The sequence below is a fragment of the Synechococcus sp. Tobar12-5m-g genome, from assembly GCF_024345415.1.
In the GTDB taxonomy this organism is placed as follows: Bacteria; Cyanobacteriota; Cyanobacteriia; order PCC-6307; family Cyanobiaceae; genus Regnicoccus.
In genome coordinates this window covers 59435-85880 of record NZ_JAGQBB010000002.1, presented here as the reverse complement: position 1 = coordinate 85880, position 26446 = coordinate 59435, and the positions used below count along the sequence as shown (strand labels likewise).

General features: G+C 67.9%; 29 protein-coding genes and 2 tRNA genes. 18 read left to right on the top strand and 13 right to left on the bottom strand.

The genetic code is table 11. The features are described 5' to 3' along the window. The first annotated feature begins 25 nt into the window (after positions 1–25). Complete coding sequence (locus tag KBY66_RS02240) at positions 26–580, top strand: DUF721 domain-containing protein (RefSeq protein WP_255087512.1); 555 nt, start codon at positions 26–28, stop codon at positions 578–580. On the opposite strand, the gene KBY66_RS02235 is transcribed toward KBY66_RS02240, so the two are convergent. Genes KBY66_RS02235 through KBY66_RS02225 form a run of 3 tightly spaced genes read right to left on the bottom strand, consistent with a single transcriptional unit; the run spans position 546 to position 4532 of the window. Further along, positions 546–2453, bottom strand: coding sequence for an ArnT family glycosyltransferase (locus tag KBY66_RS02235; RefSeq protein ID WP_255087511.1), 1908 nt, complete (start codon positions 2451–2453; stop codon positions 546–548). The two genes, KBY66_RS02240 and KBY66_RS02235, sit on opposite strands and share 35 nt — an antisense overlap. Before the next feature lie 25 nt (positions 2454–2478). Beyond that, positions 2479–3594 carry a glycosyltransferase gene (locus tag KBY66_RS02230; RefSeq protein ID WP_255087510.1) on the bottom strand — a complete coding sequence of 372 codons (1116 nt, stop codon included), beginning with the start codon at positions 3592–3594 and terminating at the stop codon, positions 2479–2481. Beyond that, the gene (locus KBY66_RS02225) at positions 3591–4532 is read right to left on the bottom strand and encodes a DMT family transporter (protein WP_255087508.1); all 942 of its coding nucleotides are present in this window, start codon (positions 4530–4532) and stop codon (positions 3591–3593) included. The genes KBY66_RS02230 and KBY66_RS02225 overlap by 4 nt, the downstream gene beginning before the upstream one ends. A 53-nt stretch (positions 4533–4585) precedes the next feature. On the opposite strand from KBY66_RS02225, the gene sppA reads away from it, so the two are divergent. The 11 genes from sppA (at position 4586) to KBY66_RS02170 (ending at position 13106) form a co-directional block, all read left to right on the top strand. Beyond that, complete coding sequence (sppA, locus tag KBY66_RS02220; protein WP_255087507.1) at positions 4586–5398, top strand: signal peptide peptidase SppA; 813 nt, start codon at positions 4586–4588, stop codon at positions 5396–5398. Next, positions 5395–5775 (top strand): chorismate mutase, encoded by a 381-nt coding sequence (gene aroH / locus KBY66_RS02215; RefSeq protein ID WP_255087639.1) that lies wholly within the window; start codon positions 5395–5397, stop codon positions 5773–5775. Before sppA ends, aroH begins: the two co-directional genes overlap by 4 nt. Positions 5776–5868: 93 nt before the next feature. Then, on the top strand, positions 5869–6498 hold the full coding sequence (locus KBY66_RS02210; protein WP_255087506.1) for a DUF2808 domain-containing protein: 630 nt from the start codon (positions 5869–5871) through the stop codon (positions 6496–6498). A 58-nt stretch (positions 6499–6556) separates the two neighbouring features. Next, a complete protein-coding gene (rpmH, locus tag KBY66_RS02205) occupies positions 6557–6694 on the top strand; it encodes a 50S ribosomal protein L34 (RefSeq protein WP_006170261.1) in 138 nt (45 codons plus the stop codon). A gap of 19 nt (positions 6695–6713) precedes the next feature. Beyond that, positions 6714–7103 carry a ribonuclease P protein component gene (rnpA, locus tag KBY66_RS02200; protein WP_255087505.1) on the top strand — a complete coding sequence of 130 codons (390 nt, stop codon included), beginning with the start codon at positions 6714–6716 and terminating at the stop codon, positions 7101–7103. Further along, complete coding sequence (locus KBY66_RS02195; protein WP_255087504.1) at positions 7100–7585, top strand: PH domain-containing protein; 486 nt, start codon at positions 7100–7102, stop codon at positions 7583–7585. The genes rnpA and KBY66_RS02195 overlap by 4 nt, the downstream gene beginning before the upstream one ends. Before the next feature lie 59 nt (positions 7586–7644). Further along, on the top strand, positions 7645–8784 hold the full coding sequence (gene yidC, locus KBY66_RS02190) for a membrane protein insertase YidC (RefSeq protein ID WP_255087503.1): 1140 nt from the start codon (positions 7645–7647) through the stop codon (positions 8782–8784). Between the two features lie 47 nt (positions 8785–8831). After that, the gene (locus tag KBY66_RS02185) at positions 8832–10334 is read left to right on the top strand and encodes an AAA family ATPase (RefSeq protein ID WP_255087501.1); all 1503 of its coding nucleotides are present in this window, start codon (positions 8832–8834) and stop codon (positions 10332–10334) included. A gap of 89 nt (positions 10335–10423) precedes the next feature. Continuing rightward, entirely contained in the window at positions 10424–10582 is a 159-nt protein-coding gene (locus KBY66_RS02180; protein WP_255087500.1) for a hypothetical protein, read from the top strand. A 258-nt stretch (positions 10583–10840) separates the two neighbouring features. Continuing rightward, entirely contained in the window at positions 10841–11884 is a 1044-nt protein-coding gene (locus tag KBY66_RS02175; RefSeq protein ID WP_255087638.1) for a 2-hydroxyacid dehydrogenase, read from the top strand. Between the two features lie 19 nt (positions 11885–11903). Next, complete coding sequence (locus tag KBY66_RS02170; RefSeq protein ID WP_255087499.1) at positions 11904–13106, top strand: aminotransferase class V-fold PLP-dependent enzyme; 1203 nt, start codon at positions 11904–11906, stop codon at positions 13104–13106. Between the two features lie 3 nt (positions 13107–13109). Here the strand turns inward: KBY66_RS02170 and aqpZ are convergent, their stop codons facing one another. The 4 genes from aqpZ to yidD all read right to left on the bottom strand — a co-directional run bounded on the left by aqpZ (position 13110) and on the right by yidD (position 16163). Next, a complete protein-coding gene (aqpZ, locus tag KBY66_RS02165) occupies positions 13110–13880 on the bottom strand; it encodes an aquaporin Z (RefSeq protein WP_255087498.1) in 771 nt (256 codons plus the stop codon). Between the two features lie 84 nt (positions 13881–13964). Continuing rightward, positions 13965–15509, bottom strand: coding sequence for a UDP-N-acetylmuramoyl-L-alanyl-D-glutamate--2,6-diaminopimelate ligase (locus KBY66_RS02160; protein WP_255087497.1), 1545 nt, complete (start codon positions 15507–15509; stop codon positions 13965–13967). A 66-nt stretch (positions 15510–15575) separates the two neighbouring features. Then, positions 15576–15863, bottom strand: a complete 288-nt coding sequence (locus KBY66_RS02155) for a glutaredoxin family protein (RefSeq protein ID WP_255087496.1) — start codon at positions 15861–15863, stop codon at positions 15576–15578. A gap of 3 nt (positions 15864–15866) precedes the next feature. Further along, on the bottom strand, positions 15867–16163 hold the full coding sequence (yidD, locus tag KBY66_RS02150; protein ID WP_255087495.1) for a membrane protein insertion efficiency factor YidD: 297 nt from the start codon (positions 16161–16163) through the stop codon (positions 15867–15869). Between the two features lie 50 nt (positions 16164–16213). Here yidD and rpsD point away from each other — a divergent pair, with 50 nt between their 5' ends. After that, on the top strand, positions 16214–16822 hold the full coding sequence (rpsD, locus tag KBY66_RS02145; RefSeq protein WP_255087494.1) for a 30S ribosomal protein S4: 609 nt from the start codon (positions 16214–16216) through the stop codon (positions 16820–16822). Positions 16823–16938: 116 nt separating this feature from the next. Here rpsD and KBY66_RS02140 read toward each other — a convergent pair whose 3' ends face one another. The 6 genes from KBY66_RS02140 to KBY66_RS02115 all read right to left on the bottom strand — a co-directional run bounded on the left by KBY66_RS02140 (position 16939) and on the right by KBY66_RS02115 (position 21661). Next, positions 16939–17904 (bottom strand): amidohydrolase family protein, encoded by a 966-nt coding sequence (locus tag KBY66_RS02140; RefSeq protein ID WP_255087493.1) that lies wholly within the window; start codon positions 17902–17904, stop codon positions 16939–16941. Positions 17905–17984: 80 nt separating this feature from the next. Continuing rightward, complete coding sequence (trpC, locus tag KBY66_RS02135) at positions 17985–18869, bottom strand: indole-3-glycerol phosphate synthase TrpC (protein ID WP_255087492.1); 885 nt, start codon at positions 18867–18869, stop codon at positions 17985–17987. Between the two features lie 50 nt (positions 18870–18919). Continuing rightward, positions 18920–20347 carry a dihydrolipoyl dehydrogenase gene (lpdA, locus tag KBY66_RS02130; protein ID WP_255087491.1) on the bottom strand — a complete coding sequence of 476 codons (1428 nt, stop codon included), beginning with the start codon at positions 20345–20347 and terminating at the stop codon, positions 18920–18922. Then, positions 20344–21159, bottom strand: coding sequence for a TrmH family RNA methyltransferase (locus tag KBY66_RS02125; protein WP_255087637.1), 816 nt, complete (start codon positions 21157–21159; stop codon positions 20344–20346). The genes lpdA and KBY66_RS02125 overlap by 4 nt, the downstream gene beginning before the upstream one ends. A gap of 43 nt (positions 21160–21202) precedes the next feature. Then, entirely contained in the window at positions 21203–21451 is a 249-nt protein-coding gene (locus KBY66_RS02120) for a hypothetical protein (RefSeq protein ID WP_255087490.1), read from the bottom strand. 126 nt (positions 21452–21577) lie between these two features. Next, positions 21578–21661 (bottom strand) — tRNA-Leu (locus KBY66_RS02115). A gap of 201 nt (positions 21662–21862) precedes the next feature. Here KBY66_RS02115 and murA point away from each other — a divergent pair. From murA to KBY66_RS02090, 5 genes are all read left to right on the top strand, one after another. After that, on the top strand, positions 21863–23164 hold the full coding sequence (gene murA, locus KBY66_RS02110; protein ID WP_255087489.1) for a UDP-N-acetylglucosamine 1-carboxyvinyltransferase: 1302 nt from the start codon (positions 21863–21865) through the stop codon (positions 23162–23164). A gap of 46 nt (positions 23165–23210) precedes the next feature. Then, positions 23211–23292: transfer RNA gene (locus KBY66_RS02105), tRNA-Leu, on the top strand. A 65-nt stretch (positions 23293–23357) separates the two neighbouring features. Beyond that, positions 23358–24542 (top strand): aspartate aminotransferase family protein, encoded by a 1185-nt coding sequence (locus tag KBY66_RS02100; RefSeq protein WP_255087636.1) that lies wholly within the window; start codon positions 23358–23360, stop codon positions 24540–24542. After that, positions 24543–25805: a bifunctional folylpolyglutamate synthase/dihydrofolate synthase gene (locus tag KBY66_RS02095; RefSeq protein WP_255087488.1), complete on the top strand. Its 1263-nt coding sequence runs from the start codon at positions 24543–24545 to the stop codon at positions 25803–25805. Positions 25806–25901: 96 nt separating this feature from the next. Beyond that, positions 25902–26423: a pentapeptide repeat-containing protein gene (locus KBY66_RS02090; RefSeq protein ID WP_255087635.1), complete on the top strand. Its 522-nt coding sequence runs from the start codon at positions 25902–25904 to the stop codon at positions 26421–26423. Positions 26424–26446: the final 23 nt, after the last annotated feature.

Genomic DNA, 26446 nt, shown 5'->3' with positions numbered 1-26446 from the left:
AGTCGAGCGCACCTACGATCAGCCCATGGCCATCGCCCCCCGCAACCAGACTCGGCGGATCGGCAACCTCCAGATCCTGACCTCGCCGCCCAGGGCCCCCGCCACGGGGTTGGCCGATTGCCTTTCGGCCCTGCAGGGCCAGTGGAAGCGCAATGGCCACCTGGCCGCCCTCTGGCAGGCCTGGCCCCGCATCGCCGGTGATCTGCTCGCGCCCCACTGCCAGCCGCTCAGCCTGCAGGCCGGGATGCTCTGCGTGGGCGCCAGCCATCCGCAGTGGTTGCAGGCCCTCCGCTACAACCGCCACCAGTTGCTGGGGGCCCTGCGCGGTGCCGGCTTCCCGGTGCGGGATCTGCGCTTCCAGCAGCACCATCCCGACAGCGCCCCCATCCCCGGCACCGAAGAGGAGTCCCGGATCTGGGCGGCCCATCCCAGCCGGATCGATGTGCACGGAATCGCCGCTTGCCCCTGCTGCGACTGCCCGAGCCCGGCTGGGGAGCTGGGTCGCTGGGGGCGGTGCAGCTTCTGTCAGCGCCAGGAGATGGAGGTCAGTACCGCTCAGGGTGGGGATCCCTCCAGCTGATCCTGGCCTTGCCGGAGCCCAGCAGGGAGCCGGCCTGCTGATCGAGGCGGCCACGGTCGACGCGCCAGAGCCGGTAGATGCCGCTGGTGGCGAGGGGGGTCCCATCGAGTTGCCGCCAGTGGGGAAGGGCGGCGGTCGCCGCGTCGATCACCACGAGCACGGTGGGGGAGGCGGTGGAGCTGGAAGGCTCCAGGTGGCGGCGCCGTTCGCTGCGCAGCCGGTCGCTCAGGTTGGCCACCCCATCGGTTGAGGTGCCCTCGTAGAGGACCACCCTGCGGCTGTAGTAATGCAGCGATGGCTTGAGGATTCCCACCATCGCCAGCCTCTCCCCGGGGCGGCCCAGCCGCGTGACCGCCGCGGCCATCACGCGCACGGGGCGACCGCGCACCCCATCTCCCAGGTGCCACATCGGCAACACCGCCACCAGATGGAAGGCCACCAGGGGCAGCTGCAGGCCCAGCAGCCAGCCTGGCGGTTGGCCGCGGCTCGATCCCCCGGACCCAAGCCCCCTGAGCCAGAGCCAGAAGCCGACGACGGTGGCGAGGCTGAAGCACAGGGCCGCCCGCAGGACGAAGCCGCTGGCCAGCAGCTCCTGGGGGAGGGTGGGCATTTCGGGATCGTCGATCAGCGGGATCCAGGCCGGTGAGGCCCAGAGGGCCGCCGCCAGAACGCCGCACACCAGCGCCGTGAGGCCCTGGGCCACCGGGAACCAGCGGCCCGCCCCCCCCGCGGCAGGAGCCTCAGCGGCTGCGTCCTCGCCGTCCTGGGCCGCCAGGGCGATCAGCAGACCGGCGGCTGGCGTGGCGGGCAACCAGTAGCTGGGCAACTTGGTGGCCGCCAGGGTGAAGAACACCAGCACCGCCAACAACCAGCAGGCCGCGAAGCAGCGCAGGGAGGAGCTGGGGGGCTGGCTCTTTGCGCTTGCCGCCCTGAGACCCCGGCCCAGCCCCAGCCCCAGCAGCGGGGTGAAGGGAAGGCTGGCCACCACCAGCACCGGCAGGAAGTACCACCAGGGCTGCAGGTGCTGGTTCACCACCGAGGTGAAGCGCTGCAGGTTGTGATAGCCGAAAAAGCTGTTCCAGAACGGGCGCCCTTCGACCAGGAGCATGGCCCCATACCAGGGCACCGACACCACCAGGGTGAGGGCCAACCCGGGCAACGGCCTCAACCGTCGCCAGAGTGCCAGCGAGGCTCCCATGCGCCAGCCGAAGCCTGCCAGGGTGAGGCCGGCCAGGGCCAGGGCCACCGGTCCCTTGGTGAGCACCGCCAGCCCCAGCACCAGCCAGCCCGGCCACCAGGGCCGATGGGGATCGGCCCAGGCCTGCCAGAACAGCAGCAGGGCCACCGCCAGGCAGCCACTGAACAGCGCGTCGCTGACGGCGATGCGGCTCCACAGCAGCACCAGGGGGGAGAGCACGAACGCCAGGGTGGCCGTCAGGGCGGTCAGGGCGGCCCTGCGGCTGGAGGGTGCGGCGGTCGGGTGCCCCTGGCTGGGCTGGGGCCAGCGCACCAGGGTGTCGGCCAGGCTGAGCATCACCCCGATCGAGGCCAGGCCGGAGGGAAGCCGGGCCGCCCAGGTGCCCAGCGGATTCCAGTGATCCTGGCCGGGGAGGCTGTAGCCCAGGGCCATCAGCCAGTACACCAGGGGGGGCTTGTCGTAGCGGGGCAGCCCGTTGACCCAGGGGGTCAGCCAGTTGCCCGTTGCGGCCATGGCCCGTGCCGCCTCGGCGAAGCGGGGCGGCGTCTCGTCGACCAGGCCGGTGTCGCCGAGCTGCCAGAGAAAGACCGGAATGCCGAGGGCCAGGCAGCCAAGCAGAACCGCCCAACGGCTCGAAGTGGTGCGGAGGGCGGCCGACGGGCGAGCAGGGGGCACGGCAGCGGATTCGGGCGCTGAGAACCTAGGTCGGACCCGTTTGCGGGCCGGCTGGAGAGAGCCCTTCGAGCAACCAGGCCTCGATCCGGCCTGCGAAGGCCTCCCGGGAGCAGTGCCGCTCCACCCATTGCCGGCAATTCGACCGGTCCAGGGCCTCCGCCGGCCCCACCGCCGTGGCCAGGGCGGCCACATCGTCGGGGGCCACCAGCTCCCCGGTGACGCCGGGTTGCACCAGTTCGGCGGGTCCGCCCCGGCGGTAGGCCACGACAGGCACTCCACAGGCCATCGCCTCCACCACCACGTTGCCGAAGGCCTCGTTCCACTTCGGCGTGTTGAGCAGGGCCCCGCAGCCCCCCAGTTCCGCCTGCAGCCGTGCGGTGGGCAGAAAACCTCGCCAGACGATCGTGCCGGCGGGAACGGAGGCCTCCACCGCCGCGGCGTAGCCAGGATCGGCGCACAGCCCCCAGACGGCGAGCCGGCGCCCCAGCAGGGCCGCCGCCGCCGCCGCGTCTTCGAGCCCCTTCTCCGGGGCGATGCGTCCGGCCCAGCCCAAGGGCGCCTCGGCATCGGGGTGCGCCCGGAAGCGGTAGCCGGTGAGATCGAAGCCGTTGCCCACCAGCCGCGCCGCGCCGGCCAGCTCGAAATCGGCCGCCTGGGCGGCGCTGTGGAAGGCCAGTCTGCGGCCATCCCAGCGGGAGACGGCCGTGATCACCCCATCCATCACCGTTGCCACCGACCCCATGCTCACCAGATGGAACAGGGGGATCGGCAGGTGGGGCGTGAGCCAGAACGGCAGCCAGTCGTAGCCGAGGTTGAGGATGGCGTCGAAGTCCCCCTGCCGCCGCAGGGCGCATTCCCAAAGGGCCGCCAGCAGGCTTCCAGGCGGCATCTGCACGGCCCCGTCGCGGGGCTGGTGCTGCCAGCTGGGCTGGTCCAGGCCCGGGCGGGTCCAGAGCGTGGCCCGCCCGCAGTCCGGTGGCAGACGGGAACCCTCGGCGGCCAGCACCGTGAGCCGGTGGCCACGGGCGATCAGGCCGGCGACCAGACCGGTCAGGGTGATCTCGACGCCGCCGCCCCGCCCGCTGCCCAGGGTGCCCACGGCGGTGCTCACCACCAGCAGTCGCAGGGACTGCGGGCTCACGGCGGGCCTTCCCAGAGGGGCTGCCGCCGGTTGATCAGGGCCACCGAGGCAAGGGCCAGGCCGGCGCCGATCCATTGCAAGGGGAGCAGCCGTTCGTGGAGGAACACCACCCCGCACAGCAAGGCGAACACCGGGGTGAGAAAGGTGAGCGAGGTGAAGCCGGTCAGATCGCCCCGCCGGGCGAACCAGAAGAACAGGCCGTAGGCCAGGGCGCTGCCCAGCAGGCTGGCGTAGGCCATCAGCCCCCAGTCCAGCCGGCTCCAGTGGGGCCAGAACGGAGCCGCGGCGGAACTGAAGCTCGGGCCCAGGGCGCTGGCGCCGATCAGCGGCAGACCGCCGATCAGCAGGTGCCAGCCGATGATCGCCACCGGATCGCTGTGGCCCATGGCGAAACGGCAGAGCACGGTGCCCAGGGCCATCGCCACGGCCGCTGCGAGCATCCAGAGTTCGCCGTGGCTCCAGGCCGCTCCGCCCAGGCCCCCGGGCCCGTCCAGCCACCAGTGCCGCAGCAGCGGAGCCGGCAGTCCCAGGCAGAGGATGCCGGCCAGGCCGATCACCAGCCCAAGCCAGCCGACCGGATTGATCGCTTCTCCGAACAGGCTGCGGGCCAGCAGGGCCACCAACAGGGGCTGGGAATCGATCAGCACCGACCCCAGGCCCGCGCCTGTGCTGGTCAAGCCCCGGGTCAACAGGCCCTGGAACAGGGCTCCGTCCACCAGGGCAAAGGCCAGCAGCCAGAACCGGTCGGCCGGATCCACCCGCAGCGATCGTCCCATCCCGACGGCGGCCACCAGCACAGCCGCTCCGGCGGGAATCAGGCGCATCCAGGCCACCGTCAGGGGACCCGCCCCCTCCAGCAGGGGCTTCATCGCCGCCATTGCCGTGCCCCAGAGCGCGAAGGGCAAAAGCATCGGCAGCCAACGCATCCCAAAGGTCATCGAAACAGCCGCCAACCACCTTTTTAAGATCCAGCCACCACGCACCGCAGCGAATGCCCTGGCCCTGGCGCCGCAAGTCTCGGAAAACCATGGCGAGGATCGCGATCGAGGGACCGATCGCCGGGGCCACCCGGGAGCGGGTGCTCAAGGCCCTGCGCCAGGTGGAGGAGCGGGAATGCCCGGCCCTGCTGCTGCGCATCGACAGCCCCGGCGGCACGGTGGGGGACAGCCAGGAGATTCACAGTGCCCTGCTGCGGCTCCGGAAGAAGGGCTGCCGCGTGGTGGCCAGCTTTGGCAACATCTCCGCCTCCGGTGGGGTGTACCTGGGGGTGGCGGCCGAAACCATCGTGGCCAATCCCGGCACGATCACCGGTTCGATCGGCGTCATCCTGCGGGGGAACAACCTCTCTCGGCTGCTCGAGCGGATCGGCATCAGCTTCGAAACGGTCAAGAGCGGCCTCTACAAGGACATCCTCTCGCCGGATCGCGCCCTCACCGCGGACGAACGCCAACTGCTCCAGGAGCTGATCGATTCCAGCTATGGCCAGTTCGTGGAAGCCGTGGCCACCGGCCGCGGCCTCAGCGAGGCGGTGGTGCGCGGCTTCGCAGACGGCAGGGTGTTCAGTGGCGCCCAGGCCAAGGGGCTGGGCCTGGTGGATGAACTGGGCGATGAGGACGCCGCGCGGCGCCTGCTGGCCCGCCTGGTCGGACTGGACGAGGACAAGACCAAGCCCACCACCTTCGGCAAACCGCCGAAGCGCCTGAGTTCCCTGATCCCTGGACTCAACCTGCTGGGCCAGCTTCACCAGGCCCTCAGCCTGGAGCTGGCCTGGTGCGGCCAGCCGCTCTGGCTCTGGCGGCCATGAACGAGGGGCAGCAGCTGCGGGCCCTGCGGGGCGCCACCACCGCCGAGGCCAACACGGTGGCCGCCATCGGCGCGTCGGTCGAGGAACTGCTCGATGCCCTGATCTGCCAGAACGGTCTGCGGGGAACCCAGGTGCTCTCGGTCACCTTCTCGGTGACGGCCGATCTGACCGCCTGCTTCCCCGCCGCCATCGCCCGCCGCCACACGGGCTGGGACGGGGTGGCCCTGCTGGATTGCCAGCAGATGGCCGTGGACGGGGACCTGCCCCGCTGCATCCGCCTGTTGGCCCACGCCTGGATGGAGGCGGGCCGGGCCCCGACCCATCCCTATCTCCGCCAGGCCGCCCTGCTCAGGCCGGACAGATCCGGTCACACCTGACAGCTGCGCGGCTGCCCTTCCCGCCATCTGCGGCCACCGGCCTGGTCCGAGAATCGATGGGCTGACCGTTCGACCCGTTGATCTCCCCGCCCCATGATGCTTCCGAACCCCCGTCTGCAGCAATCCAGTGGTCGGCGGGCCCTGGGGAGCCGTCCGGTGCTGCTCGCCGCCGCCGCCAGCCTCGCCATCGGGGGCCTGGGCGCCGCAGCGATCGACGCGATCACCCCCGGATCGGCCTGGGCCCAGGGCACCCCTGGCCTGGTCGAGTTTCGCTGGGACAACAGCAAGGACTACCGGCGGCTCTACTTCTTCATCACCGATACGGCCCGCCTCAAGCGCTCGGAGTACTACCTGCTGCTGCGGCCGAAAGACCGCAAGACAGCCATCCTCAAGTTGAGCGTGGTGGTGCCCCAGAACTTCGATGTCAAGATCTCCCCCCAAGACGTGCAGCTCTGCTACATGAAGGAGGGGGGCATGATGTCGCGCACCGGCTGCAAGGAAAAGATTCCCGCCACGGTTGAAATCTCGAAAGACGGCCGCTCGATCGATATCTTCCCGGACCGCCCCGTGCCTGATAATCGCACCATCGGTGTGTACATGAACATCTTCAACCCGTTCAACATCGGCATGTATCAATTCAATGCCCTGGCCCAAGCCCCCGGCGACGTTCCCTTTGCCGGCTACCTCGGCAGCTGGCTGATCCAGATCGATCCCACGAACTGACTGACCGACAGGCTGATACGTTGGTCGATCGACCACGCGTGAGCAGCAGAGCCGCATCATGACCAAGCGCACCCTGGAAGGAACGAGCCGCAAGCGCAAGCGGGTGTCTGGCTTTCGCGTCCGGATGCGGTCCCACACCGGCCGTCGGGTGATCCGCACGCGCCGTCGCCGCGGCCGGGCACGCTTGGCTGTTTGAGCGCCATCCGGCGGGCACCATGGCCCTGCCGCCGAACCTGCGCCTGCGAGGATACCGCGCCTTTGATCGTCTGTACAGAAACGGGCGTCGCTTTCATGGCACCTGGTTGGTGCTGCGCACCTTGAAGGCCGAGGCCAACCTTCTGCGAAGCGGGGAGGCCCGCCAGCCCCCCAGCCCCTTCCGCTGCGCCGTCGTGGTGAGCAGCAAAGTGAGCAAGCGCTCGGTTTGTCGCAACAGGCTGAGGCGCCTGATCCACGCCTGGTTTCAAAGCCATTGCGCCGCCATGGCCGATCAGCACGAGGCGATCTGGCTCCTGTTCAGCCTCAAACCCGGCAGCGCCGACGCGGATCCGGAGGCCTTGCTGGGAGAATGTTCCTCGTTGTTGCAGAAGGCAGGACTGAGCCGATGACAGGGCAAGCGCCGGAAGCCCCGAGCACCAGCTCCACTCCTCCTGTGCCCCTGGCGGAGCCTGTCTTCTACGAAGGCGGGCCAGCCCGGGGGGATCTGATCTTCAACCTGGTGTTCGGCCTCACCCTGATCGGCATCCCGTTCGCCGTTGGAGCGATCGTGCGGGCCCTCTGGCTGCGGTACCGCATCACCAGCCGACGGATTTCGGTGAGCGGCGGCTGGCTGGGTCGGGATCGCAGCCAGATCAGCTACAGCCAGATCCGCGAGGTCCGATCGGTTTCCCGCGGCTTCGGCTTCTGGGGTGACATGGTTCTTGTGCTCACCGATGGCGCCAAGCTCGAGATGCGCTCCCTGCCCCGTTTCCGCGAAACCGAGGCCTACATCCTCGAGCGCATGGCCGCCAGGAGCTCCTCTGGCGCTGCCACCGGCCTCCCTCCCGCCGGCAGCAAAGGATTCGGCAACCCCCAGGCCGCCAGCGCCTGACCACCCTGCTGGGGCACACTGGCTTCCAGCATCTTCCTGTTCCCCGTCGCCACCCCGCCGTGATCGGCTACATCTCCGACAACCTGCTGCTCCCGATCCTCGATTTCTTCTACGGATTGGTGCCCAGTTACGGGCTGGCGATCATCGCCCTCACCGTGGTGATCCGGCTGGCCCTGTTCCCCCTGAGCGCCGGTTCGATCCGCAGTGCCCGCCGCATGCGCATCGCCCAGCCCGTCATGCAGAAGCGGCAGGCTGAGATCAAGGCCCGCTACGCCAGCAATCCGCAGAAGCAGCAGGAGGAGCTGGGCAAGCTGATGAAGGAATTCGGCAGTCCCCTGGCCGGCTGCCTGCCGCTGCTGGTCCAGATGCCGATCCTGTTTGCCCTGTTCGCCACCCTGCGGGGCTCCCCCTTCGCGGATGTGCCCTACACCTTGAACCTGAAGGTGCTGCCGGCCGACCAGATCGCCGCGGTGGAGACGAAACCGTTCAACAGCGCCAGCCATTCGATCTTCATCACCGAAACCAGCCACGTGCCGGTGATCGCCAGCCTGTCGCAGGGCACCAAGCTCGGTGTGGGCGACACCGCCCAGATCGATGTCCACACCAAAGACGGCGAGCCCTTCGCCAAATCCCTGGCCGACGTGGACAACGGCTCGGCCTACCTGCCCACCTGGAGCGTCACCAAGGGCGAGGGGGTGGTGCGGGTGAGCGAAGGGGGTCGGATCGAGGCCCTGGCGCCGGGTGATGCCACGATCGAAGCGAAGGTGCCCGGCCTGGCGGCCCGCAGTGGCTTCCTGTTCATCAAGGCCCTCGGCCAGGTGGGCTTCTACACCGATGGGGCGATCAACTGGGACATTGCCATCCTGGTCGGGGCCTTCGGGGCAAGCCTGTTCGTCTCCCAGATCCTCTCGGGGATGGGCATGCCGCCCAACCCGCAGCAATCCACAGCCAACAAAATCACGCCGGTGATGATCACGGGGATGTTCCTGTTCTTCCCTCTCCCGGCCGGGGTGCTGCTGTACATGGTGGTGGCCAACATCTTCCAGGGCCTGCAGACCTTCCTGCTCACCCGCGAGGCCCTTCCCGACAACCTCCAGGAGATCCTCGACCAGCAGCTCGCCCAGCAGACCGTGGCCGTGGCCGCCACGGGTGGGGCTGGCCTCGAGCGTCTGCCGTTCGAGCCGAAGGGCAAGAAGTGATGCGGCGGGGCCGGTTGGGTTGACCCAGGCACCGTGGCGAGCCCCCCGTGAGTGAATCCTGGGCAGATCATCTGGATCTGTTGATCCGGGCCCGGGCGCCGATCCTCTGGATCCGCTCTGCCGAGGAGGAGCGCATCGAAACACTGATGAAGCAGGCCGCCCAGCGGCTCGGCAACCGCACCCTGTTTCGCTGGGACTTCGTCGATGGGTTGGTCGGGCTCCCGAACCGCACCGGTGAGGCGGCCCGCAACCCGATGGCGGCCCTGGACAGCCTGCAGGGGCTGCCGGCGGAACAACCGGCCATCCTGCTGCTGCTGGATTTCCACCGCTACTGCGAGGATCCAGGCATCAGCCGCCGCTTGCGCAATCTCTCCACCAGCCTGCGCCGCCAGCCGCGAACGGTGGTGATCACGGCACCGGAATGGCAAGTGCCCCGGGAGCTGGAGGAATGCCTCACCGTGCTCGACCTCCCCTTGCCCACGGCCATCGAGATTCGCGGCCTGCTCGAAAGCATCGCCGCGGCCAGCGGCCACCGCCCCCCCGCCGCCGAACTGGAGCAACTGATCCACTGCTGCAGCGGCCTCACCGAACAGCGGATCCGCCAGGTTGCCGCCCGGGCCCTTGCCCGCCGTGGCCAGCTCGGGGCTGAGGATCTGGCCGAGGTGCTGGAGGAGAAGCGCCAGGCCATCGCCCGCAGTGAGCTGCTGGAGTACTGCCCCACTGAAGCCAGCCCGGCCGACATCGGCGGACTGGAGGCGCTGAAGCAATGGCTGGACCAGCGCCGCCTGGCCTTCAGCGATGAAGCAGAGCGTTACGGCCTGCCGCTGCCGCGGGGGGTGTTGCTGGTGGGCCCCCAGGGCACGGGCAAATCCCTCACGGCCAAGGCGATTGCTCACAGCTGGGCGATGCCCCTGCTGCGGCTGGATGTGGGCCGGCTGTTCGCCGGCCTGGTGGGCGCCAGCGAGGCCCGCACCCGCGACATGATCCGCCGCGCCGAGGCGATGGCCCCCTGCGTGCTCTGGATCGATGAGATCGACAAGGGCTTCGGCGGGGACAGCCGCAGCGATGGGGGCGCCAGCCAGCGGGTGCTGGCCAGCCTGCTCACCTGGATGGCAGAGAAGACCTCGGCCGTGTTCGTGGTGGCGACCGCCAACGGTGTGGCCAACCTGGCCCCGGAGCTGATGCGCAAGGGCCGCTTCGATGAGATTTTTCTGCTCGATCTTCCCGATCCGGCCGAACGCCGCGCCATCCTCGATCTCCAGTTGCAGCGCCGCCGCCCCGGCAGCAGTCTTCCCCTGGAGGTGCTGGTCGATCGCACCGAAGGATTTTCTGGCGCAGAGCTTGAGCAAACCGTGGTGGAGGCCATGCACCTGGCCTTCGGTGAGCGGCGCGATTTCGGCGAGTCGGATCTGATTCGTGCCGCCAGTGATCTGGTGCCCCTGTCACGGACGGCGCGGGAACAGCTGGAGGCCCTCAAGCAATGGGCCAGCAGCGGCCGGGCCCGGCCCGCCTCCAGGTTGCGAGGTGTAACGAAAACAGACGCGCCGTAACGAACCCCGACGCTGGGTAACGAAACGCCGCATCAGCCATGGCCAGCTCGCCCTTGATCCCTACGGTGCCTGCAAATCGCCCATCCACCTTGGATCGTCCCTCCGCTACCACCCAGATCGCCGTGGCCTTCCTCGGGGCCGGTGTGATCACCAGCTTTGCCGTGGCGCAGGGACAGAATCCGCTCACGGCCCTGGGAATCACCGTGTTCTCGGCCCTCGCCGCCGTGATGGTCGGCCAGGTGCTCTGAAGGACAGCCACTCCGCCGCCTGCTGTGGCTTCGGGAAGAGCCAGGCACCATTGTTGCCCAGAGTGGAAATCTCCCCGGTGGACCATCAGCGTGACCGCAATCTGCGTCGACAAGATCTTCCTCGACAGAGCCTTGGTTCAGAGATGTTTGCTGAAACCTGGCCGGCTGCAGCCTTATCGTTGATTTGGAGTGCCCCATTCTGAGTCCCGATACTGAGTCCCCGATGGTGGCGTCTGACGATCGGCAGCTCCCTTGAACGTGGATCCCCCAAGGGCCCCGGAGATCACCAGGACTTCGGACGCCGGCGTATCCGTTGCGATCTTCGATACCAAGCCCTACGACCAGCTGCACCTTCCTGGGGCAACCGGCCCTGAGATCAAGCTGCGTTTTCTCAGCTTCCGGCTGACGGCGGAAACAGCCTCCGCCGCCCAGGGTGCAAGGGGCGTGTGTGTCTTCGTCAACGACCTGGTGGACAGGGCCTGCATGCAGCAACTGGCCTCCCAGGGAACCAAACTTGTGGCCTTGCGCTGCACAGGCTTCAACAACATCGATCTCGAGGCGGCTCGAGAGTTCGGACTGGCGGTGACCCATGTGCCGGCCTACTCCCCTTATGCGGTTGCTGAACATGCGGTGGCCCTGCTGCTCAGCTTGAACCGCAAGATTCACCGGGCCTACAACCGGGTGCGGGAGATGAACTTCTCCCTGCAGGGTTTGGTGGGAACGGATCTGAATCGAAAAACGGTGGGCATCGTGGGAACGGGCAAGATCGGCAGAATCGTTGCTCGCATCCTGCATGGATTCGGCATGGTGGTGGTGGCCTACGACCCCTATCCTGATTCGGCCTGGGCGGCGCGGGAAGGTATCACCTACCTGGATCCCATCACCCTGGCCTCGATCAGCGATGTGATCTCCCTTCACGTTCCGCTGACACCGGAGACCCACCACATCATCCGCCGCGAAACAATCGATCACATGAAACCCGGCGTGATCCTGGTGAATGTGAGCCGTGGGGGCTTGATCGACACCACCGCACTGATTGCGGCTCTCAAGTCAGGCCGCCTCGGGGGCGTGGCGCTGGATGTCTACGAGGAGGAGGAGGGGGTGTTCTTCGAGGATCTGTCCGGCCATGTGCTGCAGGACGATCTGCTGGCGCGGTTGCTCACCTTCCCGAACGTGTTGATCACGGCCCATCAGGCGTTCCTGACCCATGAGGCCCTTGGCGACATCGCCCACATCACAGGGGCCAATCTCCGTGCCCTGGCGGCGGCGGAGCCTTTCGTGCCAGGTTCCCTGCTCACCTGAAGCCGCCGCGATGGCCTCGATGAACGCACCCACCCCGGTCCAGTTGCGGCAGTTGATGCCAGCCCTGGCCAACAAGACCTACTTCAACTATGGAGGCCAGGGTCCCCTGCCGATCCCCTCGCTGGAGGCGATCACGGCAAGCTGGCGGCGTATCCAGGAACTGGGCCCGTTCACCACCGATGTCTGGCCCTGGCTTTCCGGGGAGGTCAGCAGCATGCGGGGTGCACTGGCGGCCCTCTGCGGCGTGCCCCCTGCGCGGCTCGCCCTCACCGAAAATGTCTCCAGCGGCTGTGTGCTGCCGCTCTGGGGGCTCCCCTGGCAACCCGGGGATCAGCTCCTGATCGGCGACTGTGAACATCCTGGCATCGTGGCAACCTGCGGGGAACTGGCCCGCCGCGAAGGCCTTGTCCTGGGGACTCTGGCGGTGAAGGCGATCCGCGGAGACTGCCGCGCGGATTCCCAGCCCACGGTGGCTGGCGCCGTGCTCGATGCCCTCGAGGCGGGGCTGACGCCGCGCACCCGCCTGGTGGTGCTCTCCCATCTGCTCTGGAACACCGGCCTGGTGATGCCGATCGCTGCGGTGGCCACGCGCCTGCGGGATCATCCCCGTCAGCCCTGGTTGCTGGTGGACGCGGCCCAGTCAGTGGGCAGCCTGCCGGTGGCCGAGGCGGCGCGAAGCGCCGACATCTACGCCTTCACGGGCCACAAGTGGTGCTGCGGCCCCGAGGGCCTGGGTGGGGTGGCCCTGTCCGAGCGGATGCTGGCCGCGTCCCAGCCCACGCTGGGAGGTTGGCGCAGCCTGGCCAGCGAGAGCGATGGTGGCAGCGCCTGGCATCGCGATGGCCGCCGCTTCGAGGTGGCCACCTCCTGCACCCCGCTCCTGGCTGGGCTGAAAACCTCCCTGGACCTGATGGCGTCGCTGGGGAGCTGCGCCGATCGGCTGACCCTGATTCGGGAACGTAGTAGCCAGCTATGGCGCGGCTTGCAGGCCAGCGAAGGGTTCGTTCCCCTGCTGGTCGGTCCGCCGCCGGCTGGCCTGGTCAGCTTCACCGTTGAAGGGCAGCCCCCCGAGGCAGTGGTGCAGGCACTGGGGCGGCAGGGAATCTGGCTGCGCAGCCTCGACGAGCCGGCCTGCCTGCGGGCCTGCACCCACATCACCACAACGGCGGCAGAGGTGGAGACCCTGCTCGCCGCCCTGGCCGCCTTGCGCGTTTCGGACTGAGCCTCAGATCGGCTCAGCAGGGATCCGGCCGGCCACTTCGGTTTCGTTGGTCAGGAGGTTGCGGTACACCCATCCGGCCAGTAGGGCACCGATGATCGGGGCCACCCAGAAGAGCCAGAGCTGCCCCACCGCAGCACCGCCCACCCAGACGGCCACGCCGGTGCTGCGGGCGGGGTTCACCGAGGTGTTGGTGACAGGGATGCTGATCAGGTGGATCAGGGTGAGCGAGAGGCCGATGGGCACACCGGCGAAGCCGGCCGGAGCAAGCTTGTCGGTGGCCCCGAGGATCACCAGCAGAAAGATGAATGTGAGTACCACCTCGGTGATCAGAGCGGCAAAGAAGCCATACCCCCCGGGCGAGTGGGCTCCGAAGCCGTTGGTGGCCAGCGGGTTGCTGCCGGAGAGCTCGAAACCGGGCCTTCCGCTGGCGATGGCATAAATCAGGCCGCCGGCCAGGATGCCGCCAATCACCTGGGCAACGATGTAAGGGAGCAGATGGGCGCTGGGGAAGCGCCCGCCTGCCCAGAGGCCGAAGCTCACGGCCGGGTTGATGTGGGCGCCGGAGATGTGGCCGATGGCGTAGGCGGCCGTCAGGAGGGTGAGACCAAAGGCCAGAGACACGCCCAGGAAGCCAAGGCCGAGTGGATTGGCGGCGGCGGAGTCGTAGGGGAACACGGCAGCCAGTACGGCGCTGCCCGCACCACCGAGGACAAGCCAGAAGGTGCCGATCAATTCGGCTAGAAATTTCTTGGGAAGTGGTACAGCCTGGGCCATCCGAAATCGAAGGATTGCGTAACCGTTGGATTGTGACATCCCTCTCGGCGCTGACGATGTCACCGGGGCAGCTTGCGTCGTTGTTTAAACAAGCCGCGTTTCGATGCGACGCGCCCCCAGAGCCTTCTGAGCCTCTTCCCGGTCGTCGAAGTGGATCTTGGTGGTGCCGAGGATCTGGTAGTCCTCATGGCCCTTGCCGGCGATCAGCACCAGATCCCGGGGGCCTGCGGCCGCGATGGTCCGGGCAATCGCCGTGGCCCGATCCGCCTCCACCACCAGATCCGTGCCGGCCGGAATCCCCGCCACCACGTCTTCAAGGACGCAGTGGGGATCTTCGGTGCGGGGGTTGTCGGAGGTGACGACCACCCGGTCAGCCAGCCGAGCCGCAATCGCCGCCATCTGGGGCCGCTTGCCCCGGTCGCGGTCGCCACCGCAGCCGAACACGCAGATCAGGCGGCCAGCGGTGAACGGCCGGCAGGCGGCCAGGGCGTTTTCCAGTCCGTCGGGAGTGTGGGCGTAGTCGACCAGAACGGCCGGCAGGGCCAGGGCCGTTGCATCTGGCCCGGCAGGAAGGGGACCCGTTGGCAACACCCGCTCCATCCGCCCCGGCACCCCACCGAAGGAGGGAATCGCCTCCAGCAGCTGGGGCAGGGCCAGCCCCTGCTGCTGGAGCACCCCCACCGCCTGCAGCAGGTTCATCAGGTTGAAGCGCCCCACCAGGGGCGATCGGAACGAACCGCTGCCCAGCGGCGTGCACAGGGTGCCGCTCACGCCATCGGCGCCGAACGACAGATCCTCCATCCGCAGCTCGGCGGCGGCTGAGTTCAAGGAGCTGCGCCAGAGACGCGCGCCCAGGGACCCTGCCAGCTGGTCCGCCAGCTGCTCTCCCCAGGGGTCGTCGATGTTCACCACCACCGATCCAGCCAGCAGCGGCGTGCTGAACAGCTCGGCCTTGGCCTCGAAATAGGCCTGCATCGAGGGGTGGTAGTCGAGGTGGTCCTGGCTGAGGTTGGTGAACACGGCCCCGGCGAAACGGCAGCCTGCCACCCGACCCTGGTCGAGGGCGTGGGAGCTCACCTCCATAGCGGCCAGCGCACTGCCAGCTGCCGCTGCCGCCGCCAGCTGGGCCTGGAGCACATCGGCGAAGGCCGTGGTGTGGGACGCCGTGACGCTGTGCCCCGGCCAGCGGTTGATCAAGGTGCCGAACAGGGCCGTTGGCCGCCCGCAGGCGGTCGCCAGGTGTTCGATCAGATGGGTGGTGGTGGTCTTGCCGTTCGTTCCCGTCACCCCGATCAGGGCCAGGCGCTGGCTTGGCTCCTGCCAGAAGGCGGCGGCCAGCTGCCCGGCCCAGGCTGCCAGGGGCTCCCGCACCACCAGCACGGGAGCCCCCGCCCCAGGCGGTTGCGCCGCCGCCGCCTCCGGGGTGACGACGGCGGCCACCGCTCCGGCCGCAATGGCCGCTGGCCAGAACAGCCCGCCATCGACGTTGTGACCCGGCAGTCCGATGAACAGGGCGCCGGCGGCGATCCGGCGGGAATCACAGCTGATTCCGGTGACCTCGCCATCGGCCAGGCCAGCAGGGATCTCCGCTCCGATCTGATGCAGGAGGGAATGGAGCAGGTGGGGCATGACGCGCTGGCGCTCTGGATGGTCTTCCGAGACGTTTTAGGTGGTCGCCCCTGGCCCCGGCGCCGATCAGGGGCAGTTGGGTGGCAGGGCCTCGAGGCTGGATCTCAGCCAGCGGGCCAGCCGTTCGCCCGTCAGCCGCGGAGAGACCCGGGGCAAGTTGTGAAGGGCTCCTTGGCACTGCACAGCCAGCACCGGCACCTCCAGGTCATAGCGGGCAAGCAGGGCCGGGTCGCGATCCACATCCACCACGGTGAGATCCAGGGCGGGCCGAAGGGCGCCGAGCCGATCGGCAAGGCCCTGGCACAGGCAACAGTTCGCCCGGCTGTAGAGGATCAGGGGAGGCCAGCGCTGCATGGCTCAGTCAGGCACCGGATCGCAACCACAGGGGGTGAGGGGATGGCAGCGCAGCAGGCGGCGCAGGGTCAGCCAGCCACCACGCCAGGGGCCGTGGCGTTCGATCGCCTCGATGCCATAGGCGCTGCAGGAGGGGATGAAGCGGCAGCGCGGACCCAGCAGGGGGGAGATCCAGCGGCGATAGCCGTTGATCAAGGCCAGCAGCAGGGTCTTGAGCAGCTCAGAGAGAGCAGCAGGTCCAACCGATAGGATCGTCTGCTGGTGCTGCACAGCCGGTTGCAGGCGGGGACCAGTCCCCATCCTGCCCCTTGCCGGGCCCACCTGAACGTCTGCCCTTTGATGATTCATCCATGTCTCGCTACCGCGGTCCTCGCCTGAGGGTGACGCGGCGCTTGGGGGACCTTCCCGGTCTCACCCGTAAGTCCGCCAAGCGGGCTTACCCCCCCGGTCAGCACGGCCAAGCCCGTCGCAAGCGCTCCGAATACGCCATCCGCCTCGAAGAAAAGCAGAAGCTTCGCTTCAACTACGGCATCTCCGAGCGCCAGCTCGTGCGCTACGTGAAGAAAGCGCGCGCACAGGAGGGTTCCACTGGAACCAACCTGCTCAAGCTCCTGGAGAATCGCCTCGATAACATCTGCTTCCGGCTCGGGTTTGGACCCACGGTCCCCGGTGCCCGGCAGCTGGTCAACCATGGCCACATCACTGTCAACGGCCGCGTCGTCGATATCCCCAGCTACCAGTGCCGCCCGGGCGACCTGATCGTGGTGCGGGAGCGCAAGGCCAGCAAGCAACTGGCCGAGGGCAACCTGGAGTTCCCAGGCCTGGCCAACATCCCCCCCAACCTGGAACTCGACAAGACCAAGCTCTCCGCCAAGGTGAATGCCCGCATCGAGCGCGAGTGGGTGGCCCTGGAGATCAACGAACTTCTGGTGGTGGAGTTCTATAGCCGGAAGGTCTGAGCGTTTTTCCTGATCCGGGGGTTGCTCGGATCAGCTCTGTTTCATGCCATCCTCCAACCCCCGCCACGGCGGGGGTTTTTGCAAGCAGGATCGGCTCCATCCCTTCAACGCCCCGCTCAGCCCAACCGCAACAACCGCTCTGCATTGGCAACACACACCTTGATCCTCTGGTCATCAGGTAAATCGGCATTCTCAATCCAGTTCGCAGCAACCTGAATGTCTTCGTAGGGATAATCCGTTGAGAACATCACAGCTTCCGCACCCATGGCCTCCAGGGCGCAGCGCAGGGGCGCGTCAGCACAGACTCCTGAAGTTGTCACCATCACATGGTGTCGCAGGGTCTCTGCTGGAGGACGGCTGAGGCCCCTGCCGACTGTGGTCACAGCAGCGCGACTGTCCAATCGCCAGAGCATGTAAGGCAAGGTTTCTCCCATGTGCCCCAAGATCAGCCGTGCGGTGTGATGGCGGTCGAAGACACCACCGAAAACGAGTCGGAGCACATGGGTGGCGGTGTCACAGGTCCATCTCCAGACGGGCCCCTCCAGCTCTGGATGCCCCCGGAAGGCCTGGGGGTGATCCGTCGGCAGGCCAGGATGCAAGTAAAATGGCACATCAAGTTGTTCAAGAGTGTGCCAAAAAGGGGCGAACTGGGGTTCATCCAGGTAGGCACCGTTGGTGCTCCCATTGACTAGGGCACCAACAAAACCCAACTCCTGAATACAGCGCTTGAGTTCATCGCAAGCACGGTCCACATCCTGCAGCGCAAGACAGGCAAATCCTCGAAAACGCTTTGGGGCAGTCTCAATGCGTCGATGAAGAAAATCATTGGCCTCATGGGCCAGCTCAGCCGCAAGTACTGAGTCCCTGATGGATTGCACACCGGGTGCTGTCTGGGAAAGAACAGCGATCGAGATCCCGGCCTGGTCCATCGCTCTCAACCGCTGGTCCTGGAACTCCGGAAGGGCGACTTCAATGGCCCGAAGCACCTCTGGATCGAAAAATGCCACGTCCTTGATCGAAGGCTGAAGCCTGGGGGCACTGAAGTGCTCCTCGAGGGCAATCTTGTTGGTGATCTTCTGCAATGGAGAACCTCTGCATCGAAGATCATTCAACAAGGAAACCGTACGGAGTTTTGTTCACTCGTGATCGGGACGAAGGTTCCTCAGCCACTGATCAAGTGCTCCAGGGCGCTGGTCACATCCGGCTGGCGCATCAGCGCCTCGCCCACCAGCACCGCATCGGCCCCGGCGCCCACCATCCGATCGAGGTCGTCGCGGTTGACCAGGCCCGATTCACTCACCAGCAGGGTCCCCTTGCGGCGAACCAGATCGCCATAGCGGGCCATCAACCTCTCGGTGGTGGCCAGGTCCGTGGCGAAGGTGGTCAGGTCGCGGTTGTTGATGCCGATCAGGGCCACCCCATCGAGGGCCAGGACCCGCTCCAGCTCCAGGCTGTCGTGCACCTCGACCAGCACCGCCAGGCCGAGGCTGGCAGCCACCTTGAGCAGATACACCAGGTCCTGGTCGGTCAGGATCGCCGCGATCAGCAGGGCGGCGTCGGCCCCGGCGGCCCGGGCCTGGTACAGCTGGTAAGGGGAGAGGATGAAGTCCTTGCACAGCAGCGGCAGGGCAACCGCCTGGCGCACCTCCACCAGCACCTCGAAGCCCCCCTGGAAGAAGGTCTTGTCGGTGAGCACCGAGAGGCAGCTCGCCCCACCGGCGGCATAGCCCCGGGCCAGGGACACCGGATCGAAATCCTCCCGGATCACCCCCCGGCTCGGGCTGGCTTTCTTGATCTCAGCAATCACCGCCGGCTTGCGGCAACTGGCCTTGAGCGCCGCGATGAAATGCCGCGGCGCCGGCAGCTTCGCCACCTGCCCCTTGAGCTGCTGCAGCGTCACCCGTTCCTTGGCGGCCGTGATCTCCCTGTCCTTCTCCCAGACGATCGTTTCGAGAATGTGGCGGGGCTCCGCTTCCTCATGGGGGATTCCGTACTGGAGGTGGGCCACCTTGACGGGGGGGTTGGGCGGGCGGCGGCGAATCTCCAAGGGCCGAAGGCGACTGGCTGGATCGTAGGAATCGATGGGCAGCTGGGGCCTCAGAGCTGGGCGGCGGCCTGCTTGTAGGCCACTTCCACCAGCTCGCTGAGGGTGGGATGGGTGTGCACCTCGCTGGAGAGCTCCCGCACGCCCTGGCGTCGGGCCACCGCATTGGCGATTTCCTGGATCAAGTCGGCGGCGTGCAGGCCATAGATGTGGGCGCCTAGCACCTCGCCGGTGTCCTTGCGGAACAGCAACTTCATCAGCCCGTCGCTCTCCAGCTCAGCCAGGGCCTTGGTGTTGGCCTTGAAGTAGCTGCGCACGGTGCCGAGGCTGAATCCCTCGGCGGCGGCCAGCGCCTTGGCCTCGGCTTCGCTCAGGCCCACCGAGCTGATCTCGGGATGGGTGAAGGTGGCGGCCGGAATCGAGCGGTAGTCGATCAGGCGGCTGTGGCCCAGGATGTTGTCGACCGCCACGGTGCCCTGGGCGGCGGCGGTGTGGGCGAGCATCATCTTGCCGGTCACATCACCCACGGCCCAGAGGTGGGGAACCGGCTGGCCGTTGGCCAGCACCCGCAGGGCCTCGTCCACCGGGATGAAGCCGCGGTTGGTCTCCACCCCCACGCTGGCCAGGTTGAGGTTCTTGCTCGCCGGGGTGCGGCCGGTGGCCACCAGCACCGCATCCACCTCCAGCACCTCGACCAGCTCCTTGGTGGCCATCGAGGCCAGCTCGATCCTCACGGGGCTGCCCGGGGTGACCTTTCGGGCCAGGAGCCCGGCGCGGGTATCGATCTCGCGGCCTTCGATCAGGCGGCGGGCGGCGATCTTGGCGATGTCGGGATCGAAGGTGGGCATGATCCGATCGAGCGCCTCGATCATCGTGACCTCGCAGCCCAGGGCGGTGTAGACGTCGGCGAACTCCAGGCCGATGTAGCCGCTGCCGATGATCGCGATCCAGCGGGGCAGCCATTCCAGGTTGATCGCCTCATCGCTGGTGAACACGGTGCGGCCGTCGGTTTCGATGCCGGGCGGCACGAAGGGGTCGGAGCCGGTGGCGATGATCACCTCACCGGCGGTGTGGACCTTCTCGACACCGCTCGCTTCGCGCACGGCCACCCGCTGGGCACCGTCGAGCCGCCCCCTGCCCCGCAGGATCGTGGCGCCGGCGCGCTCCACCGTTTTGGTGAGGTTGGCCCGGATCGTTTCCACCAGCTGGTTGGCATGGTCGGCGATCTTCTGGCGCTCGAAGCGCACCGGCCCGGCATGGATGCCGAAGCCCTCCAGGTGCGTGGCGTCGGCCAACTCCCGCACCCGGCCGCTGGCGGCCAGCAGCGCCTTGGAGGGAACGCAGCCCCGGTTCACGCAGGTGCCGCCCATGTCCCGGGATTCGACGATCGCCGTGCGCAGGCCATGCTCGGCGGCGTGTTTCGCCGCATCGAAACCGCCATAGCCGGCCCCGATCACGATCACATCGAAGTCGAAACTCACGGTGGTGCGCTGCTGGGAATGCCCGGCATTCTCTCCTGCTGCTGACGCCAGCGCTCCAGCAGCAGCGGCGCCGCCGCCACCGCCACATTCAGGGACTCAACGGCGGAGCTGTGGGGAATGGTGACCCGGTGGCTGCAGCAGGCCAGCAGATCCGGGGCCAACCCCGCCGCCTCATTGCCGAGCAGCAGCACGGTGGGCCGGGTCCAGTCCAGCTGCCAGTAGGGCTGGGGCGGGGCTGCGGAGCCCGCCTCGCCATGGGGCACGACGGTGGCGACCACCTGGTTCCCCGCCAGGCGGGCCTGCTCCAGCCGCGGGGCCAGGCTCTCCAGCCGCAGAATCGGCAGGGCCAGCGCCGCCCCTGAAGAGGCCCGCAGCACCTTGGGCTGCCACGGATCGGCGCCGCCCGCCAGCCAGAGCGCTTCGACCCCGGCGGCCAGGGCGGTGCGCATCAACGTGCCGAGGTTGCCGGGGTCCTGCAGGTGATCGAGCGCCAGCACGAAGTCGGAACCCTCGGGCGGGGCTGGATCCGGCCAGGGCAGGCTCAGCACCACCCCGTCGGGGTGGCTGGTGGTCGCGATCGCGGCCAGCACCGGCTCGGAAACGAGCTGAAGCTCGGGCCAGGCCCGCCGGCCGCCATGGCGCTCCAGCCAGCCTGAGGTTGCCAGAACCTGGGCGGGTCGCAATCCCAGTCCGATCGCCTCCTCCAGCAGGTGGGTGCCTTCGAGCAGCAGCAGGCCCTGCTCACGCCGGCCCTCGGCCCGCTGAAGCTCCCGGAACAGCACCACGAGCGGGTTGCGCCGGCTGCTGATCAGGCCCTGCTCCTTGGCCCAGCTCCCAGCGCTCCCACCGGCAAGGTCAGAAGGATTGATGGCGCCGGACTGCGGTTGGCTCATGGATCACGAGGCTCGAGCCCACCAGATCCAGTCCGTTGATCGAGGCCACCTCCCCCTTCAACCCCTCCATCTGCAGGTTCTCCACCAGCTTCTTGACCACCTCGTCTTCGACCTTGGCCTGGTCGAAGCTGTCGGGGGTGAGGCTTTCCAGGAATTTGCCGATCTTGCCTGCGACGACCTCGGAGGCATTGGTGATCTTCAGAACGATCATCGGAGAGCCACAACCGTGGGGGTCGTCGTCAGGACGGAAGCCAGACGGTAGCGACCGCCAGGAGGGAGCTACCGGTAAGCGGCTGATGAAGCACCGGCCTCCAGGGCTGGTGAGAAGAGAGAAAAGTGCGGATGGGGAGACTTGAACTCCCACGACATTGCTGCCACTAGTACCTGAAACTAGCGCGTCTACCAATTCCGCCACATCCGCTGGCCTGCCACCGAAGTGGGAAAGCCACCCTAAAACATCGCGGGGCTGACGCCCTGACCTTTGGCGAAGCGGAGCCCGGGTAGCGTGAAACACAAGGGACTGTCAACTTTGTGACTGAATAAGACACTTCCTCGGGCGGACGGCTAGACGGTCCGGTCCTTGCTTGTCAAGATGCCGTGACCTGACGGATTTCGCAGTGCCATGACCCTGACCGCCCCCATGCCGCTCCAGCTGCTCACCATGCCCCAGCTGGAGATCGTGGGCGGTCACCCCCTGACGGGGGAGGTCCGGGTGGGCGGCGCCAAAAACTCGGCTCTGGTCCTGATGGCGGCCTGTCTGCTAACTGCAGAACCCCTGCGCCTCAGCAATGTTCCACCCCTCACCGACATCGCCGCGATGGGGGAGATCCTTGCCGCCATGGGGGTGAAGGTCAGCAGCGGCGCCAGCTGGGTGGAGCTCGATGCCAGCCAGCTCACCCAGGCGATGCCCCCCTATGAGCTGGTCAGCAGCCTGCGGGCCAGCTTCTTCTGCATCGGGCCCCTGCTGGCTCGCCTCGGGGTGGCCAGTGTCCCCCTGCCGGGTGGCTGCCAGATCGGCACCCGGCCGGTCGTCGAGCACGTCAAGGGTCTGAAGTCGCTCGGGGCCCAGGTGACGATCGACCACGGCGTGGTGTCGGCGGCCGTTCCGGGCCGCAGCCGGCGGCTGGTCGGTGGCCGCATCCACCTCGACTGCCCCAGTGTGGGTGCCACCGAAACCCTGATGATGGCGGCCGCCCTGGCCGACGGCGAAACGGTGATCGAGAACGCTGCCCTGGAGCCGGAGGTTGTTGATCTTGCCGGCTTGCTGAACGCCATGGGTGGCGAAGTCCGCGGTGCCGGCACCCCCACCATCACCATCGTTGGAGTCCAGCGTCTTCATGGCGCCGGCTATGCGGTGATCCCGGATCGCATCGAAGCGGGCACCCTGCTGCTGGCGGCGGCCATCACCCGCTCGGTCCTCACCGTTGGCCCGATCGTTCCCGACCACCTCGGTGCGGTGATCACCAAGCTCGAAGACATGGGCTTTTCATTCGAGGCCACCGGGGATGGCCTCACGATCCGGCCGGGCGAGTTGCGTCCCGTTGATCTGCGCACCCAGCCTTTCCCAGGGTTCCCCACCGATCTCCAGGCCCCGTTCATGAGCCTGCTGGCCACGATTCCCGGCACCAGCATGATCGTCGAAACCATTTTCGAGAATCGCCTGCAACACGTGGCCGAGCTGCAACGGATGGGTGCCGACATCCGCCTCCAGGGCAACACCGCCTTCATCGAAGGGGTGCCGAGCCTCAGCGGTGCGCCGGTGAAAGGCAGCGATCTGCGCGCTTCGGCGGCCATGGTGCTGGCTGGTCTTGCCGCCGAGGGCACCACCACCATGCAGGGCCTCTCCTTTCTGGATCGTGGCTACGCCGATCTGGAAGGCAAGCTCAACGCCGTGGGCGCCAGGATCCGCCGCGTTGCTGCCTGAGCGGGCGCGCGGCTGTGGTTGATCCCACGGCTAAGGTCGAGCCCACGGGAGCGTGCCGGAATTGGTAGACGGACTCGACTCAAAATCGAGCGCCTTCGGGTTTGTGGGTTCGAGTCCCACCGCTCCCATCCCCCCCGACCAGACCGGCTGGGCCCTTGCGCTGGAGCAGGCCCCTCAGCCCCCGAGCCCGGTGATGGACACCTACGGCCGACTTCCCCTGGAGCTGGTCGAAGGCCACGGCGTCTGGGTGAAAGACAACCGCGGCCGCCGCTATCTCGATTGTGTCGCCGGCATTGCCACCTGCACCCTCGGCCACAGCGACCGGGTGATGCGCCGTGCCCTGGGCCGCCAGCTCGGACGGCTGCAGCATGTGTCCAATCTCTACCGAATCCCCGAGCAGGAGTTGCTCGCCACCTGGATCACCAGCCGTAGTTGCCTCGATCGGGTGTTCTTCTGCAATTCCGGGGCGGAAGCAAACGAAGCCGCCATCAAGTTGGCCCGCAAGCACGGCCACGTGGTCCGCGGCGTCGAGCGGCCCTTCATCCTCACGGCCCAGGCCAGTTTCCACGGCCGCACCCTGGCCGCGGTGAGTGCCACGGGCCAGCCCCGGTATCATCAGGGCTTCGAGCCCATGGTGGAGGGGTTCCGCTTCTTTCCCTACAACGACATCGCGGCCTTCGAGGCCCTGCTCTCAGCCTTGGAGGCCGATGGGCCAAAGGTGGCGGCGGTGCTGCTGGAGCCCCTGCAGGGGGAGGGGGGCGTGAATCCCGGCGATCCCGCCTTCTTCCGGCGGGTCCGTGAGCTCTGCGATCAGCACTGCATCCTGCTGATCTTTGATGAGGTGCAGATCGGCATGGGCCGCAGCGGGGCCCTCTGGGGTTACGAGAAGCTGGGGGTGGAGCCCGACGCGATCAGCCTGGCCAAGGGACTGGGGGGAGGAATCCCGATCGGGGCCCTGGCCGTGAAACACGCCGCCGACCATTTCCGCCCCGGCGACCATGCCAGCACCTTCGGCGGCAACCCTTTCGCCTGCCGGGCCGCCCTCACCGTGGCCCAGGAGCTGGAACGGCGGCTGCTGGTGCCCCACGTGCAGCGGATGGGCGAACTGCTCCAACAACTGCTGGCCGATCTGGTCAGCCGCCGGCCCCAGCAGCTCGAAGGGGTGCGGGGTTGGGGACTCCTGCAGGGGCTGGTGCTGCGCTCCGATGGCCCGGCCGCCTCGGACGTGGTGCTCAAGGCGATCGAGGCCGGCCTGCTCGTGGTGGCTGCCGGCCCCCGGGTGGTGCGGTTCGTGCCGCCCCTGGTGATCCAGCCCCGCCAGCTGAAGCTGGCGGTGTCTCGGCTGGAGCAGGCGCTGCAGGCTATCGCCACCGCCTGAGTGGCGCCCCTGGCCGATTCCTTCGCCGACCTGATCGAACCCTTCAGCCGCCGGGGCATTGACCTGGGCCTGGGACGGCTCGAAGCCGCCCTGGCGGAACTGGGACATCCGGAGCGGCAGTTCGCAGCCGTTCAGGTGGCGGGCACCAATGGCAAGGGATCGGTCTGCGCCCTGCTGCACGGGGCCCTCTCGGCGGCTGGCCTGCGCTGCGGTCTTTACACCTCGCCCCATCTGGTGAGTTGGTGTGAGCGGATCCGGCTCGGCCCCGACTGGATCACCCCGGCCCAGCTCCGCTTTTTGCTCACCGACCTCCAACCCGTCGCTCGCCGCCATGACCTCACCCCCTTCGAGCTGATCACGGCGGCGGCTTTCCAGGCCTTCGCCGCGGCGAAGCTGGAGATCGTTGTGCTGGAGGTGGGGCTGGGGGGCCGCCTCGATGCCACCACGGTGCATCCCGATCGCCAGGTGGTGGGGTTCACCGCCATTGGCATGGACCACGCCGAGCATCTCGGCTCCAGCCTGGAGCTGATCGCCGCCGAAAAGGCTGGATCCCTGCGGCCGGGCGGGTCCGCCGTGAGTGGACCCCAGGCGCCGGAGGTGGCCCTCGCCCTGCGGCAGCGGGCCGAGGACTTCGGGAGCAGCTTGTTGTGGGTGGATCCCCTCGAGACCCGCGGCGAGGAACTGGTGGCTGGCTCCCTGCGCTGGCGCAGCGGCCTGCCGGGCCAGGTGCAGCGCAGCAACAGCGCCGTGGCCCTCGGCATGCTCCAGCTGCTGCGCCAGGTCGGCTGGCGGATTCCCGATCAGGCGATCACCACCGGGTTCGCAGGTGCCCGCTGGCCGGCCCGGCTGCAGGACTCCAGCTGGCGGGGAAACCCCCTGCTGCTCGATGGCGCCCACAACGTACCGGCAGCCAGGGCCCTGCGGGCCGAGCTGGATCACCGCGCCGGGCGGGAGCCGGGGGCAGGGCGGCCCTGGTGTTTCGTGGTAGGGGTCCTGGCCAACAAGCAGGGGCCTGAACTGCTTGGGGCGCTGCTCGCTCCTGGCGACCGGGCCTGGCTGGTGCCCGTGCCCAGCCATGCCTGCTGGAGCCGCTCCGACCTGCTCGCCGCCTCCCCCCAGCTGGGCGACCAGCTCGAAGCGGCCGCTGATCTGCCTGCGGCCCTGGCCGCCGCTTCCGCCGCCGCCACCCCCCCGCACCCCGTGGTAGTGGCGGGATCGCTCTACCTGCTCGGCAGTCTGCAGGCCCATGCCGAGCCAGAGTGAGGCCAGGGTTCGCGGGCAGAAACCATGGCATCGATCGAACAGGGCGACCAGTTGCCGCATGGGTTGCACCACCGTTTTCTCCGGCTGCTGCTGCCCATGGCCGCCGTCGGGCTTTTTTGGCTGGTCGGGCTGACACCCTTGATCCCTGGGCCGGCCCTGGCCCTCGATACCACTGCCGGCGGGGGCCTCCAGGACCGGGCCCTCTTTCAGGACAGGGTGGACTACACCCTCACAAATCAGAGTGGCCAGGACTTCAGCGGGCAGCAACTGCGCAACACCTCCTTTGCCGGGGCGACGGCTCAGGACACCAACTTCGCCGGGGCAGATCTCAGAGGGGCGATCCTCACCCAGGCCTCCTTCATCCGGGCCAGCTTCAATGGTGCCGACCTCTCCGATGTCCTGATGGATCGGGTTGATTTCACGGCGGCCGACCTCAGCGGCGCCCTCCTGCAGGGGGTGATCGCCTCGGGCAGCAGTTTCAGCGAGGCCGTGATCGAGAACGCCGATTTCACCGATGCCCTGCTCGATCGCGCTGACCAGCTGCAGCTCTGCCAGCGGGCCCACGGCACCCATCCGATCACCGGGGTCAGCACCAGGCTCAGTCTCGACTGCCGTTGAGGTGGCTGCCTCTGAACGGGCCT